General features: G+C 55.7%; 12 protein-coding genes and 1 pseudogene. 11 read left to right on the forward strand and 2 right to left on the reverse strand.

Annotated features, from left to right (window positions below; all coding sequences use genetic code 11):
* Window positions 1-8 precede the first annotated feature (8 nt).
* From CJP46_RS32915 to CJP46_RS32930, 4 genes are all read left to right on the forward strand, one after another.
* Window positions 9-905, forward strand: a complete 897-nt coding sequence (locus CJP46_RS32915) for a carbohydrate ABC transporter permease (protein WP_094599846.1) — start codon at window positions 9-11, stop codon at window positions 903-905.
* Window positions 906-919: 14 nt separating this feature from the next.
* Entirely contained in the window at window positions 920-1,759 is an 840-nt protein-coding gene (locus CJP46_RS32920) for a carbohydrate ABC transporter permease (RefSeq protein ID WP_094599847.1), read from the forward strand.
* A gap of 42 nt (window positions 1,760-1,801) precedes the next feature.
* A complete protein-coding gene (locus CJP46_RS32925; RefSeq protein WP_094599848.1) occupies window positions 1,802-4,003 on the forward strand; it encodes an alpha-L-rhamnosidase-related protein in 2,202 nt (733 codons plus the stop codon).
* Window positions 4,004-4,415: 412 nt separating this feature from the next.
* Window positions 4,416-5,021 carry a pentapeptide repeat-containing protein gene (locus CJP46_RS32930; RefSeq protein WP_094599849.1) on the forward strand — a complete coding sequence of 202 codons (606 nt, stop codon included), beginning with the start codon at window positions 4,416-4,418 and terminating at the stop codon, window positions 5,019-5,021.
* 41 nt (window positions 5,022-5,062) lie between these two features.
* Here the strand turns inward: CJP46_RS32930 and CJP46_RS32935 are convergent, their stop codons facing one another.
* Both CJP46_RS32935 and CJP46_RS32940 read right to left on the reverse strand, forming a co-directional pair.
* A complete protein-coding gene (locus tag CJP46_RS32935) occupies window positions 5,063-5,473 on the reverse strand; it encodes a GNAT family N-acetyltransferase (protein WP_094599850.1) in 411 nt (136 codons plus the stop codon).
* 92 nt (window positions 5,474-5,565) lie between these two features.
* A complete protein-coding gene (locus tag CJP46_RS32940; RefSeq protein ID WP_094599851.1) occupies window positions 5,566-6,315 on the reverse strand; it encodes an SDR family NAD(P)-dependent oxidoreductase in 750 nt (249 codons plus the stop codon).
* A gap of 385 nt (window positions 6,316-6,700) precedes the next feature.
* Between CJP46_RS32940 and CJP46_RS32945 the strand changes: the two genes are divergently transcribed.
* The 7 genes and pseudogenes from CJP46_RS32945 to CJP46_RS32975 form a co-directional block, all read left to right on the forward strand.
* Complete coding sequence (locus tag CJP46_RS32945; RefSeq protein ID WP_094599852.1) at window positions 6,701-7,774, forward strand: lactonase family protein; 1,074 nt, start codon at window positions 6,701-6,703, stop codon at window positions 7,772-7,774.
* 149 nt (window positions 7,775-7,923) lie between these two features.
* Window positions 7,924-8,259: a metal-sensitive transcriptional regulator gene (locus CJP46_RS32950; protein WP_179281432.1), complete on the forward strand. Its 336-nt coding sequence runs from the start codon at window positions 7,924-7,926 to the stop codon at window positions 8,257-8,259.
* A gap of 311 nt (window positions 8,260-8,570) precedes the next feature.
* The gene (locus tag CJP46_RS32955; protein WP_094599853.1) at window positions 8,571-8,771 is read left to right on the forward strand and encodes a cation transporter; all 201 of its coding nucleotides are present in this window, start codon (window positions 8,571-8,573) and stop codon (window positions 8,769-8,771) included.
* A 28-nt stretch (window positions 8,772-8,799) separates the two neighbouring features.
* Complete coding sequence (locus tag CJP46_RS32960) at window positions 8,800-11,280, forward strand: heavy metal translocating P-type ATPase (RefSeq protein WP_094599854.1); 2,481 nt, start codon at window positions 8,800-8,802, stop codon at window positions 11,278-11,280.
* Window positions 11,277-12,170 carry a hypothetical protein gene (locus CJP46_RS32965; protein ID WP_094599855.1) on the forward strand — a complete coding sequence of 298 codons (894 nt, stop codon included), beginning with the start codon at window positions 11,277-11,279 and terminating at the stop codon, window positions 12,168-12,170. The genes CJP46_RS32960 and CJP46_RS32965 overlap by 4 nt, the downstream gene beginning before the upstream one ends.
* A gap of 54 nt (window positions 12,171-12,224) precedes the next feature.
* Complete coding sequence (locus CJP46_RS32970; RefSeq protein WP_094599856.1) at window positions 12,225-12,893, forward strand: nitrite/sulfite reductase domain-containing protein; 669 nt, start codon at window positions 12,225-12,227, stop codon at window positions 12,891-12,893.
* Window positions 12,894-13,020: 127 nt separating this feature from the next.
* A pseudogene (locus tag CJP46_RS32975) lies at window positions 13,021-13,368 on the forward strand (sigma-70 family RNA polymerase sigma factor); the annotation flags it as partial.
* Between the last annotated feature and the right edge of the window lie 107 nt (window positions 13,369-13,475).

Genomic DNA, 13,475 nt, shown 5'->3' on the forward strand with positions numbered 1-13,475 from the left:
GTTACTTTATGCGGAATTCACGGTCGGAAAGGGCGGGATACTTGTTTATTCTTCCTTGGTTTCTTGGCCTGGTGCTGTTTACGCTGGGTCCGATGCTCTTTTCGTTTGTCCTGTCTTTCAGCAAATGGGACATCATTACCGGCATCGGATCGATCGAATTCGTCGGCCTGGACAACTTCAAGGCGATTTTTCACGATGAACTGTTCTACCAGTCCCTGAAAGTCACCTTCATCTTTGCCCTCGTCTCCGTCCCTTTGTATCAGATTGTCTCTCTTCTCATCGCGCTGCTGTTGAACATGCGGACCCGGGGCATGAAGGTGTTTCGCCTGATCTATTTCATGCCGTCGGTCATTCCGGCCGTAGCCGTGTCGATGATGTGGATTATGATTTTCAATCCGGAATACGGCATATTGAACCGGGCGCTGGGGTGGTTCGGCATTCAGGGGCCGGCCTGGCTGCAGGATCCGAGCTATGCGCTTGGGGCGCTGATCGTCATGGGCATCTGGGGCGTCGGCAACACGATCATCATTTACCTGTCCGGGCTGCAGGGCGTTCCCGAAGAGCTGCATGAGGCGGCGCAGCTGGACGGGGCGGGAAGCATCCGCCGCTTTTTCAGCGTGACGATGCCGATGATTTCCCCCACGATATTTTTCAATTTGATCATGGGAATTATCGGAGGCTTTCAGTATTTCACCCAGGCTTTTGTCATGACGAACGGAGGGCCGCTCAACTCTACGCTGTTCTACAACCTTTATTTATATAACAAGGCGTTCGTGAACTACGAAATGGGCTATGCCTCGGCTTTATCCTGGATTTTATTTGCGATCATCCTGTTCTTCACGCTGATTGTCATTCGCAGTTCCTCCATGTGGGTGTACTACAACGGCGATGACGACCGGGATTAAAGGAGGGATGGCGTATGCATACGACAATTCGAAAATGGAGTTTGTCCCGGATCCTGACGCTGCTGCTGCTGGCCGCAGGCGCCGCGGTCGTACTAGTGCCGCTGCTCTGGACAGTATCCACCTCGCTGAAAACGCCGGCTGAGGTCTTTCAGGATTCGTTCTTCCCCAAAACGTGGAAATGGGGGAACTACCGGGATGCGGTAACCGCGGTGCCGTTTTTTCTGTTCCTGAAAAATACGGTGCTGATCCTGATACCGGTCATGATCGGAACTGTGTTTACCTCGGCCCTATGCGCTTACGGCTTCGCCCGTTTCAAATTCAAGGGCAAGCGCTGGCTGTTTCTCGTGCTGCTGGCGACGATGATGCTTCCCGGCCAGGTGACAATGATCCCGATGTTCATCATGTTCAAGGAGGCAGGCTGGGTCGATACGTTCCTGCCGCTGATCGTTCCGTCCTTTTTTGGCGGGGGCGCCTTCAACATCTTTTTGATCCGGCAGTTCATGCGGGGAATTCCGCGTGACCTCGATGAAGCCGCTTATATGGACGGGGCCAACCGGTGGAGCATTTTTACGCGGATCATGCTTCCGCTCAGCAAACCGCCGCTCATCGCGGTATCGATTTTTACGTTTATGGGCGTGTGGAATGACTTCCAGGGCCCGCTGATTTATTTGAATTCGAACGAAAAATATACGCTGGCCTTGGGGCTGTCCATGTTCAAGGGGCTCTATAACGTCGAATGGAACATGCTGATGGCCGCCACGGTGCTGATCATGCTGCCGGCGATCATCGTGTTTTTCTTCCTGCAGAAGTATTTCATCGAGGGGATTTCCCTCTCGTCCGCGATGAAGGGATAGTCTTCGCGAAAGACCATTACACAAGAAGAAGAGGAGATTCGAATGATAAAGCAAAGCAGCAGGCATCCATTTCCGATTTATTTGACGGCGGGAGAATATATCAAGGCGGTCGGCACGCAGGACGGCTATTTCCCGGATTTCGGGCATCACGTCGCCGGCGAGATGGGAGGAGTATGGCTTCATCCCATCAAGCTGCTGGACGGCTTTTGGCTCCGGCTGACCGATCACCGCCGGAACATTTCCGTCTGGTCCAAGGCGGACGAGTTCATCAACCATCCTTGGGGCGCAGAATTCCGCTACGACCATGGCCTGGGGCATATCCCGGTATCGATGAAGCGCGTCCAGTTTTCGCCGGACGGGGAGAAGGGCATGGTCATCCGGTACGAAATCGCGAACTACGCGGCAGAGGAAACGGTGCTGGAGCTGGAAATGCTTTTCCGCTCCGATCTTCGCCCGGTGTGGTATTCGGAACAAATCGGTATTGAGGACGGGGAGGAGGACCGGTTTGAGGCGGTGTCGGAATCGGCCTTTATCGCCAAAGACAGCGGCAGCGAATGGTACGTGATGGTTGGTGCGGAAATGCCCGGCATCGAATCGGTGCAAAGAAATGCGGACCGCTCCCTGTTCGGCCCGGAGCTGACGGCAGGCGGCGGTTCAGGAGCTTCGTTCACCGCTTCCCTGAGGCTGGCACCAGGCCAAACCTTTGCTTTTCACGCCTTTATCGCGGGCTCCTATACATCCCGGGATGAATGCATCGCCACGTTCGACCGCCTCAAGCAGGATCATGAACAGCTGTTTGAGGAAAAGCTGCGCCTTCTGGAGAGCATCGACCGGAAGTCCAAGCTGGCCATTGAGGGGGAAGACGAACTGAATGAGATCTTCTCCTGGACGAAATGGAATACGCAGTGGCTCGTGCAGAAGGTCGATTTTATCGGGCGCGGTTTGACCGCAGGCTCGCCGCATTATCCGTGGTGGTTTGGCTGCGACAACTCCTATACCGTGCAGGGACTTGCCGCCGTGGGGGATTTTCAGCTCGCCAGGGATACGGTGGATATCCTCCGCAGCATCTCGCAGGAAGCCAATGGCAACGGACGAATCGTTCATGAAATTACGACGATGGGAGTGGTCGCCAATCCGGGGAACACGCAGGAAACCGCCCATTTCATCGCCATGATCTGGGATCTGTTCACCTGGACCGGAGACCTGGAGATGCTGAGAGAGAACTACAATATTTGCGTGCAGGGCATGGATTGGCTGCTGCATGAAATGGACCCGGACGGCGATCTGTTCCCATCCGGCTACGGAATCATTGAAATTTCCGGCCTGAACATGGAACTGATCGATTCCGCAGTGTACTCGGCGCAGGCGGCCGGGGCTCTCTCCAGCATGAGCGTGGCGCTGGGCGAAAGGCAGCGGGCGGAAGCGTACGAAGCACTGGCTGACCGGATGAAGAAAGCCATCAACCGGGTGTATTGGTCCGAGGAGGACGGCCTGTACGCCGATGCGGTCGCTCCGAAGAGCGACATTGTGCCCAAGGTCGACCATCTGGTGTCCGTTGCGGAGAAGCACGGCGTCCAAGGTTACCGGGACGTTCTGAACCGGATTCTGGACCGGGTGCAGGATGATCGGGAAGACCGCGGCTGGCTGCTGAACAAAAACTGGGTGATCGTGACGCCGATGGAAACCGGGATCGCGGAGCGCGAGAAGGCGGTCCGTGCTCTCGGCAACATGAGAAACGAGGAGTTCATCGGTCCGTACGGCACATACCTCTCGGGGGTATACCGGACCGAAACGATGACGATTTCCACGGGTGTGCACGCCGTGGCGGAGGCGGTATACGGCTTTGCCGATGAGGCGCTTGATCTGCTCCGGCGGATGATGCGCACGTTCTCGATGGCGCTGCCGGGCTCGATGAACGAGATGTCGCCGGATTACGGCTGCGCGGTCCAGGCCTGGACGCTGTATGCGATGGCCGTTCCGCTGATCGGGCACTTCTTCGGCGTCAAGCCGCATGCGCATCTGAACACCGTGCACGTAGCGCCGCTGATTCCGTCCGTCTGGGACGGGAAAAAGATGACGCTTCAGCAGCTTCATATCGGCCAGGCGGTCATCGACCTGGAGCTTCGCTCCGAGGCGGGTAAACTGCATGCCGACATCGCGAATCCCGGCGGGCTGAAAGTCATCCTCGAATGGGCCGGCCAGACGGTGATCAGCGATGAGCCGCATATTCGGGTGACGCTATAGGCACTGAGGCAGCTCTCTGGTGCACTGCACGGTGAAGGTATCCCGAATGGGGCTTGGCGGGGCTTTATGGACCTTAACGGGGTCTAGGTGGGGCCTTATAAAAGTACGGATCAGCATGCGCTGATTCCAACAAACTCATACGCAGGCGAGAGAACAGACGGCGCAGGTTAGGACCTGGGCCGTCTGTTTTTCGTTTTGTTGAGCTTTCTATTGGATTTCTTCCTAAGAATGTTGGGTTAGATGCAAAAGTGCATCTATTTTACCTTCATAGACTAAGCCGATCCTCATTTTATCGCGGCCTTACAGATCACAACAATTGAGAAAGGAACATACGTTTGATAGGATAGATAATAAACGGCCCAAACGAAACATGGGTTAGCGAAACGAGAAATTTAACGGGGGATGAGAGCGAATGTATCAGTACATAGATGAGGAATACGTTAAGGTGAACTTTGGCCAAGCCGATCTGAAGGAAGGGGAATTGAAGGGATGCACCTTTCAACAATGCAGCTTTCGCGGGGCGGCGCTGGATGAGGTCTGGACGACCGGCTGCCGGTTCATCGAATGCGACTTCGGGGGAGCGACGCTGAACGCCTCGATTCATGCCCGGTCGGCGTTTACGAACTGCCGATTTGCGGGGGCCAATTTGTTCGTAAGCAAGTTTGAGGAATGCAAAATGACGGGCAGCGACTTCTCGGGTGCATCGCTGGACGGCATTACGATCCAGGGCGGGGATTGGTCGTACACGAATCTGCGCCACGCCAATCTCGTCAAGCAGCAGCTGCGGGGCATCCGTTTCGTGGAGGCGGACTTGTCCGAATGCAACCTGCAAAAGGCGGACCTCCGTGAGGCGGATTTAAGTGGCGTCCGGCTGGCCAAGGCCACTTTAAGCGGAGCGGATCTGCGGGGAGCGAAGCTGGACCGCTTTGACTTCCGGTCGATCAATCTCACCGGGGTGCGGATCGACCTTGAGCAGGCGGTCGGCGTAGCCCGTGCCTACGGCGCCAAGGTGGACTAAGGCCTTAGCTCCGACCGACAGCCGCCGATGGCCGCCGCGGCCTAGAAACGCCTGTACATGCCGACCGATGCCGGCGCCGTATCCTCAAAGCCGAACTGCCGGTACAGCCGGTCGGCCGGCACATCGGCGATCAGGCTGACATAGGCGGTAGGCGGAGCGTTATGGTCCAGGTAATCGGTAATGTCGGCCATGATCCGCTTGCCGAGGCCTTGGCCTTGATAATCTGGATCAACGGCAATGTCCACGACGTGGTACATGCAGCCTCCGTCTCCGATGACGCGGCCCATGCCGATCAGTTTCCCATCCAGGCGGAGGGTGACGATGAAGAGGGAGCCCTGCAGTCCTTTGCGGGAGGCTTCGATATCTTTGGGGCTGAGTCCGGCCTTTTCCCGCAGCGCGTTGTACTCCTCGGCTTCCGGGACATCGTGTTCAAGTTGAATGTTCGAATTCATAATCTCACTCCTTTGCTCCCCAAAGTATATCTGAAGCTTAGGGAGGCGTCACGACCATAAAGAACACCCGTCGGCAAGGAATCAGGCTGGCGCTACCGCAGCATCATGGTGCCGCCGTCGACCATGATGGTTTGCCCGGTAATAAATTTAGCGTCCCTGCTTAGCAGAAAAGCGACGACCCGCCCGATGTCGTGCTCGCAGTCGCCAAGGCGCCGCAGCGGAATGTTGTTGACCATTTTCTCATAGGCGTCGGGCATCTTTTCTTTCCATTCCAGCACGCCTTCCGAGGCTGCGATCGGGCAGACGATGTTGACGTTGATTTGATCCGGTCCCCATTCTTTGGCCGCCACGCGGGAAATGCCGCGCAGGGCTTCTTTGGCTGCCGCGTAGGAGGTTTGCGTGGGCATGCCTTCGAGTGCCGCCCCGGATGCAAAATTCACGATCGAGCCCTGCGTTTCTTTTAAATAGGGATAGCTCCATTTCATCAGATGAAAAGCAGGAAGGAAGCCCGTGTGCAGCGCCAGTCTGAACTCTTCCTCGGTCGTATCCAGAAAAGGCACGTTCCTTGAAGCCTGCGCGCAGTTAACGAGTCCGTGGAGCGTTTTGAACCTTCCGATGACCTGCTTGAAGCCTTGAACAACCTCGTCTTTATCGAGAAGATTGACTTTAACAAACATGCACTCCGCTCTTTCACTGAACTCCTTCTCCGTTGCGTGCCCCTTTTCTTCGCTGCTGTCAAAGAAGGCGACCTTTGCTCCCTCTTTGGCCAGAGCCGTAACGACGCCCTTACCGATGCCCGCGGCGCCTCCATTGACGAGAATCGTATGATCCGCTAATTTCATTGGTGTGATCAGCCTCCTGATGCTGGGGTTTGCTGCGCTTCATCCGGCAGCGCCTGAATATTTTACTGCGGCTCGGAATCCCGGGTTTACATACGTATAAGGATGATGTCATTCGCATCATCATGACCTCATGACGCTTGAGCGAATCCGCCGGTGATACGGCATGGCGTGGATGACGGTGCTTACAGGACATACGGTTGTACGCATCCGGCAAATAATGCCGACCGTATTACTATGTTCGTTCCGGAGGATAATTACACCATGGATCCGATGATCCGTCCGTGCCCCTATGGAGGGGTGAAATGAGGGCCAAGCCCCTTTTGCCGTATTCCACTAACAATGATACAATCATTTATACAAACACAAAGAGAGAGGCGAAGTGACCATGACAGCTAACGATCGCATGCTGGTGTTCGTCGGTTCTTATGCCGAAGCGGCATCCGACGGAATCTATGTATACGAATTGAATGAAGGGGAAGGTGAGCTGACGCTGCTTGACCGGGTGGACGGCAACAAAAATCCGACGTTCCTGAACGTGGATCAGGCGGGAAACTTGCTGTACGCCATCAGCGAAACCGCGGACGAAGACGGATCGAAGACGAGCGATGCCGTCGCTTATACGATCGATCCGGCAGCAGGCAAGCTGACCGAAGCCAGCCGGGCCTATGCGCTGAACGGTCCCGCCTGCCACATCCAGCGGAGCGCAAACCGCAAATATTTGACGCTGACCAGCTATCACAAAGGGACGATCAGCCTGGTGGAGCTTGGCGCGGGCGGCAAGGTGGGAAACGTGCTGGACATTCAGCAGCATGTCGGACAGGGTGAGTACAGCGGAACGGCTCCACATCTCCATTCCTCGTTCTACAGCCCGGATCAGCGCTATTTGCTCGCGTGCGACCTCGGTCTGGATCTCATCCGTACATACCGGATTGACGAAGCCGAAGGCAAGCTCGTCCCTGTGAGCGACGTCCGGGTGGAGAAAGGCGCAGGGCCGCGCCATCTGACCTTCCATCCAAACGGAAAATTCGCATACGTCATCAATGAACTGAATTCGACGGTTACGGCTTTTCAATACGATGCGGATCAGGGAACGCTCGAAACGCTGGAGACCGTGCCGACGCTGCCCGCGGAGTGGACAGGGGATAACGGCTGCGCGGAAATTACAATTTCTGCCGACGGCCGGTTCCTGTACGGCTCGAACCGCGGACATGACAGCATTGTCGTCTATGGGGTCGATCAGGAGTCAGGCAGACTGACGACGGTACAGCACGTGTCGACGGAAGGCCAGCACCCGCGCCATTTTTCCATCGTTCCGGGCGGGAAGCATGTGATTGCGGCCAACCGGGATACGAATAACCTGACGCTCTTCACCGTCGATCAGGATACCGGCAAATTGACCTACACCGGCTATTCGGCAGAGGTGTCCAAGCCAGTTTGCGTGTGGGCTGTCCGCTATTAAATTTATTTTCCCCTTAAAATAAAGGTCCGGGCGGGCTGAGATGTCCGGCTGCAAAGGTCTTTTGCCTGGCCGGGCATCGAATGCATGATCCGGACTCATCATTCGGGGGAAGGGATGGTACAATAGAGATAGCCAGTATGAAAGGATGGATGCGTATGGAAGAGACCATGGAAGAATCCGTCAAGCATGAGTCTTGCGGAACAGGCGTACGGAAGAGCCACCATTCCCCAAAAACGAAAAACAACCTGATCAGCCGGTTGAACCGGATCGAGGGGCAGATCCGCGGCATAAAAGGCTTAATCGAGAAGGATGCTTACTGTGACGACGTCCTGAACCAGATCTCCTCGGTCCAATCCGCCTTGAACGGGGTAGGCAAGCTTCTGCTGGAGCACCATATGAAGAGCTGCCTGGTCGAACGCATTCAGGACGGGGAAAATGAAGTGATCGATGAACTGCTCGTCACCATCAATAAGTTGATGAGATAATCCAATACGGCAAAGATCCAAGGATTCGGAAGAATCCTTTTTTTTATAATATCAGAAAGCATAAACTCCAGAGCCATTGCTTCCTGATATTGCAAGAAAAATTACCATTAAAGCGGTCTGTCTTCTTTGAAGGTACGTCGATAGACGTTTTTTTATGGGCGAAAATATAGATTAGGGGGGTATAGTAAAATTATGATTGACTATTTATAGGGTAGGGGGGTATACTACAAAACAAGGAGATGGTGATCGTAATGCTTCAAGCTTGTGCCAGATGCCATCCTCCATAAAAACGATCCGAGGAGAGATGATATATGAACCAAGTTACTTTACTGGTGAACGGAATGTCCTGCATGCACTGCGTCAATTCCATCGAGGGCGCGATGAAGGCGCTGGGGGCGAACGCCAAGGTCAACCTGGCCGACGGAACGGTAACGGTTGCGTACGACAGCGGCAAGCTGTCTCTTCAGTCCATTAAGGAAGCGATTGAAGATCAAGGTTATGAGGTCGCCTAACGAATAAAGGAAACGGGGTGTCGATGCAATGGAAACTTACGGTAGGGAACAGGAGCAGTTAGAGCAGCAGGAACAGGCATCTTTACAGATCACGGGCATGACTTGTGCCGCATGCGCCAACCGGATTGAGAAAGGTCTGAAAAAAATGGATGGCGTGTCCGAGGCGAATGTAAATTTTGCGATGGAGCGGGCCACGGTCACGTACGATCCGAATCGGGTCAGTACGGATCATATGGAGGAAGCCGTCAAGAAGCTGGGGTACGATACGGCCAAAGAAGTGGTGGATCTTGACATTACCGGGATGTATTGCGCGGCCTGCGCGGTCAAAATCGAAAAAACGCTGAACAAGATGCCTGGCGTAAAGAGCGCCAATGTCAATTTTGCGATGGAGACGGCCAGAGTGGAATTCAACCCGCTGGAAGTCACTGCGTTCGACATGGAGAACCGGATCGGCAAGCTGGGCTACAAGGCGTCCCCCAAGCGGGAGCAAACCGCCGATCCGGCGGAGCAGCGCAGCCGGGTGATTTCGCAGCAGAAGCGCAAGCTGCTGGTCTCCGCGCTGCTGTCCCTGCCGCTGCTGTGGTCCATGGTCAGTCACTTTTCCTTCCTGTCCTGGATCTGGATGCCGCAACTGTTCATGAATCCGTGGTTTCAGCTGGCACTCGCCACCCCGGTGCAATTTTATATCGGAAGGCAGTTCTATAAGGGGGCGTTCAACGCCCTCCGCAACAAAAGCGCCAACATGGACGTTTTGGTCAGCTTGGGAACGTCGGCCGCCTACTTTTACAGCCTCTACTTAACGTTTGAGTGGGCCGCCCGAGGCGGAAGCCTTCATCATGGTCCGGAAATGTATTATGAAACAAGCGCCGTGCTGATCACGCTGGTCATTATGGGCAAGCTGTTCGAGCTGCTCGCTAAAGGACGGACGTCCGAAGCGATCAAGACGCTGATGGGACTGCAGGCGAAGAGCGCCGTCGTGATCAGAAACGGCGGGGAGCTCACGATACCGGTCGAAGAGGTTCTGACCGGGGACATCGTCCTCGTGAAGCCGGGCGAAAAAATCCCGGTTGACGGACTCGTGCTCGAAGGGGCGTCGGCCGTCAACGAATCGATGCTGACAGGCGAGAGCATCCCGGTTGAGAAAAAAGCCGGGGATTCCGTATTCGGAGCGACCGTTAATAAAAACGGACGGCTGAAAATTCAAGCGACGAAGGTCGGCAAAGAGACGGCCCTAGCGCAAATTATCAAAGTGGTGGAGGAAGCGCAGGGCTCGAAGGCGCCGATCCAGCGGGTGGCCGACGTCATTTCCGGCATCTTCGTCCCGATCGTGGTCGGCATTGCTCTCCTGACTTTCGTCGTCTGGTATTTCTGGGTTGCCCCAAACGACTTTGCCAGCGCGCTGGAGAAGGCGATCGCGGTTCTGGTTATCGCCTGCCCATGCGCCCTCGGACTCGCGACGCCAACGTCGATCATGGCCGGTTCGGGTCGCGCCGCCGAGCTGGGTGTATTGTTCAAGGGCGGCGAGTACCTCGAGTCGACGCATAGAATCAATACGGTCATCCTGGACAAAACGGGTACGGTCACCAAAGGGCAGCCGGAGCTGACCGATGTGCTGCCCGAGGCGATGGATGAGCGCGAGTTTCTGCGTTTGGCCGGTTCGGCGGAGAAGCCTTCGGAGCATCCGCTCGCTGAGGCCATCGTGGATGGCATTAAGGACCGCGGCATTGCGCTCACCGAAGCAGGGGAATTCGAGGCGATCCCAGGTTACGGAATCCGGGCCGTCGTGGACGGCCGAGAGGTGCTCGCCGGAACCCGCAAGCTGATGGAGAAGCATGGCATCCTTGCCAGGGATGCCGAGGGAAGCATGACGAAGCTGGAGGAGGAAGGCAAAACCGCGATGCTGGTCGCGGTGGATGGCCGGTACGCAGGACTGATCGCTGTTGCGGATACGATCAAGGATAGCTCTAAGGCGGCGGTCGGCCGGTTGAAAAGCATGGGGATTCAAGTGGTCATGATCACCGGGGACAATGAGCGTACGGCCCAAGCGATCGCCCGGCAGGCGGGCATTGGCGAAGTGCTTGCCGAGGTGCTGCCGGAAGGCAAAGCCGATGAAGTCAAAAAGCTGCAGTCGCTTGGCAAAAAAGTGGCGATGGTCGGCGACGGCATCAACGATGCACCGGCCTTGGCGCAAGCCGACATCGGCATGGCCATCGGAACGGGAACGGACGTCGCGATGGAAGCAGCGGACGTGACGTTGATGCGCGGAGATTTGAACAGCATTGCCGATTCCATCGAAATGAGCCGGAAAACGATGCGCAACATCCGCCAAAACCTATTCTGGGCGCTCGGTTACAACACCCTGGGTATTCCGGTCGCAGCCTTTGGGCTGCTCGCTCCCTGGGTTGCCGGGGCGGCGATGGCGCTCAGCTCGGTCTCGGTCGTCCTGAATGCGCTCAGACTGCAGCGGATGAAGCTGCAGAGTTATCCGAAAGGAGAGCAAGCCGCATGAAACGTTCATTTGGACTCGCCGTACTGCTCGGGCTCGCGGTGCTGACAGCCTGCGAATCCGAAACAAAAACCATAAAAGGAGATGGAGATAATATGAACATGTCACATGATCATCATTCGGCACATGGGTCGGCAAAGACGAACGGCGCAGGGGAAACCGCGCATGAGCACGGCGGCGGACAAACAGGAGACATCCAAGCGAATGACGTGAACGTCAGTTGGACTTACGCCGACGGCCAAGAACCGGCAGCCGGCGTGGATACGAAGATTCGCATGGCATTTACGCATGGCGGGAAAGCCATTGAATCTTTCGAAACGACGCATGAGCAGAAAGAGCATCTCATTATCGTCAGCAAGGATCTGTCTTACTTTCACCATATTCATCCGGAGTATTTGGGAGGCGGTGTGTTTGAGGTCAACAACCGCTTTCCGGCCGGCGGTGACTACAAGCTGATCGCCGACTTTGTTCCGGAAGGCGGAGGCGCGATGAACAAAACGACGTGGCTCCAGGTAAAAGGCGCACCGCTGCCAGCTGCTCCCGTGAAGCCGGACGTGGAACGGGTCAAAACGGTGGACGGACTAAAGGTAACCCTGGGTTTTGACCGTCTTGCGGCAGGGCAGGAACTGATGCTCACGTACACGATTGAAGATGCCGGAACCGGCGAGCCGGTCACCGACCTGCAGCCGTACCTGGGTGCGGTTGGACACGTGGTCATCCTGTCCGAGGATGCGGAGCAGTATCTGCACGTCCATCCGATGGACGAGAAAGGCTCTGGGCCGAAGGCCGAGTTTATGACAACCTTTCCGCACGCCGGCGTCTATAAAATATGGGGGCAGTTCCAGCGTGATGGACGCGTCATTACCGTCCCATTCGTCGTGAGCGTGCCGTGATCCGCAGACGACCGGTCGCGGGAGAATAATCGATTCGATAAGGAGTGAGGAAGGTTGGGTCAGCGTAAATTTGCGGTCACCCCCGGCTTCGGGGTCGGGGGAACCGTGTTCTCCCCAAAGCAGCTCGCAGCGATCGGCAGCATTGCCGAAAAGATCATAGATGTGGAAATGACCGGCTTCAAACAGCTGTACGTGACGGCAGAGGAAGAACGTCTGGCCGAGGTTCAGGAAGAACTCCAGGCCGCCGGGCTTCAGATTCATCCGGCAGGTTTTGTGACCAAGAGCTTAATCGCCTGCCAATTCTGCCGCGGGGCGGAAGACGCCGGACTGGAGGTCGCAAGAGCTTTGGATCTTGCGACCACGGGCATTGAGGTACCGAGCCCGCTGAGGATCGGATATGCCGGCTGCGCGCTTGGGACCAGTGAACCGCTGCTTAAGGACATCGCCGTCGTGAAGATGAAAGACAGCTACGATCTCTATGTCGGGGGTGAGCCGAAAGGGATCAAGGCCGGGTTAGCCACGCTGCTCCTGACCGGCCTTCAGGCGGAACAATTGATTCCGGCCGTCACGCGGCTCGTTGCCCAGTTTCGGGAGCATGGAAAAAGGAAGGAGTCCTACCGCCGCTTTGTCCAGCGGTTCACCCTCGATAAGCTGCGCGAAGCCGCAGAGGATGCCGCCGGGCGAGTGCCTGGAAAGCAAGGCGGGCCTAAAGCGGCAGGATAGGATTTCTTTTCTACGTACAGGCACAGATGGGCCTTCGCCCACATAGAATGAACAGACCGCAGGCCAACAACAGGAAGCAGCAGCCATGTTTTCGCGGTGCCCAGTCATTCAGCAGGAGGTGTCATCTTTGCCCGGACTTTTCAGCTTTATCGCCCTTTTTATTAAAGAATTAACGCTGCTGGTATCGTACGTCAAAAACAACGCCTTTCCGCAGCCGCTGACAGAGAAAGAGGAAAGTAAGTACCTTCAATTGATGGCGGAAGGAGACGCCCACGCCCGCAATATGCTGATCGAGCATAACTTGCGGCTGGTCGCGCACATTGTCAAGAAATTCGATAATACCGGCGAGGATCTGGAGGATCTGATCTCGATCGGTACCATCGGGCTCATTAAAGCCATTGAGAGCTTTCAGGCGAATAAAGGTACGAAGCTGGCAACTTTCGCTGCCCGCTGCATCGAAAATGAGAACTTACTGACTATAGAGGTGCATATAGAACTCCCGAATAAACGGGGGTTTTATTTTTTTGCTATTAAACTGTCATGAATATCAAGATAGTTAATTGTTTGATTTTTTGGGTAAGT

Source organism: Paenibacillus sp. XY044, assembly GCF_002257645.1.
Taxonomy (GTDB): Bacteria; Bacillota; Bacilli; order Paenibacillales; family Paenibacillaceae; genus Paenibacillus_AQ.

Bases quoted from the DNA above. Each gene is read 5' to 3' on its own strand.
- CJP46_RS32915 (WP_094599846.1), top strand. From the start codon at position 9: ATGCGGAATTCACGGTCGGAAAGGGCGGGATACTTGTTTATTCTTCCT.
- CJP46_RS32920 (WP_094599847.1), top strand. From the start codon at position 920: ATGCATACGACAATTCGAAAATGGAGTTTGTCCCGGATCCTGACGCTG.
- CJP46_RS32925 (WP_094599848.1), top strand. From the start codon at position 1,802: ATGATAAAGCAAAGCAGCAGGCATCCATTTCCGATTTATTTGACGGCG.
- CJP46_RS32930 (WP_094599849.1), top strand. From the start codon at position 4,416: ATGTATCAGTACATAGATGAGGAATACGTTAAGGTGAACTTTGGCCAA.
- CJP46_RS32935 (WP_094599850.1), bottom strand. From the start codon at position 5,473: ATGAATTCGAACATTCAACTTGAACACGATGTCCCGGAAGCCGAGGAG.
- CJP46_RS32940 (WP_094599851.1), bottom strand. From the start codon at position 6,315: ATGAAATTAGCGGATCATACGATTCTCGTCAATGGAGGCGCCGCGGGC.
- CJP46_RS32945 (WP_094599852.1), top strand. From the start codon at position 6,701: ATGACAGCTAACGATCGCATGCTGGTGTTCGTCGGTTCTTATGCCGAA.
- CJP46_RS32950 (WP_179281432.1), top strand. From the start codon at position 7,924: ATGCGTATGGAAGAGACCATGGAAGAATCCGTCAAGCATGAGTCTTGC.
- CJP46_RS32955 (WP_094599853.1), top strand. From the start codon at position 8,571: ATGAACCAAGTTACTTTACTGGTGAACGGAATGTCCTGCATGCACTGC.
- CJP46_RS32960 (WP_094599854.1), top strand. From the start codon at position 8,800: ATGGAAACTTACGGTAGGGAACAGGAGCAGTTAGAGCAGCAGGAACAG.
- CJP46_RS32965 (WP_094599855.1), top strand. From the start codon at position 11,277: ATGAAACGTTCATTTGGACTCGCCGTACTGCTCGGGCTCGCGGTGCTG.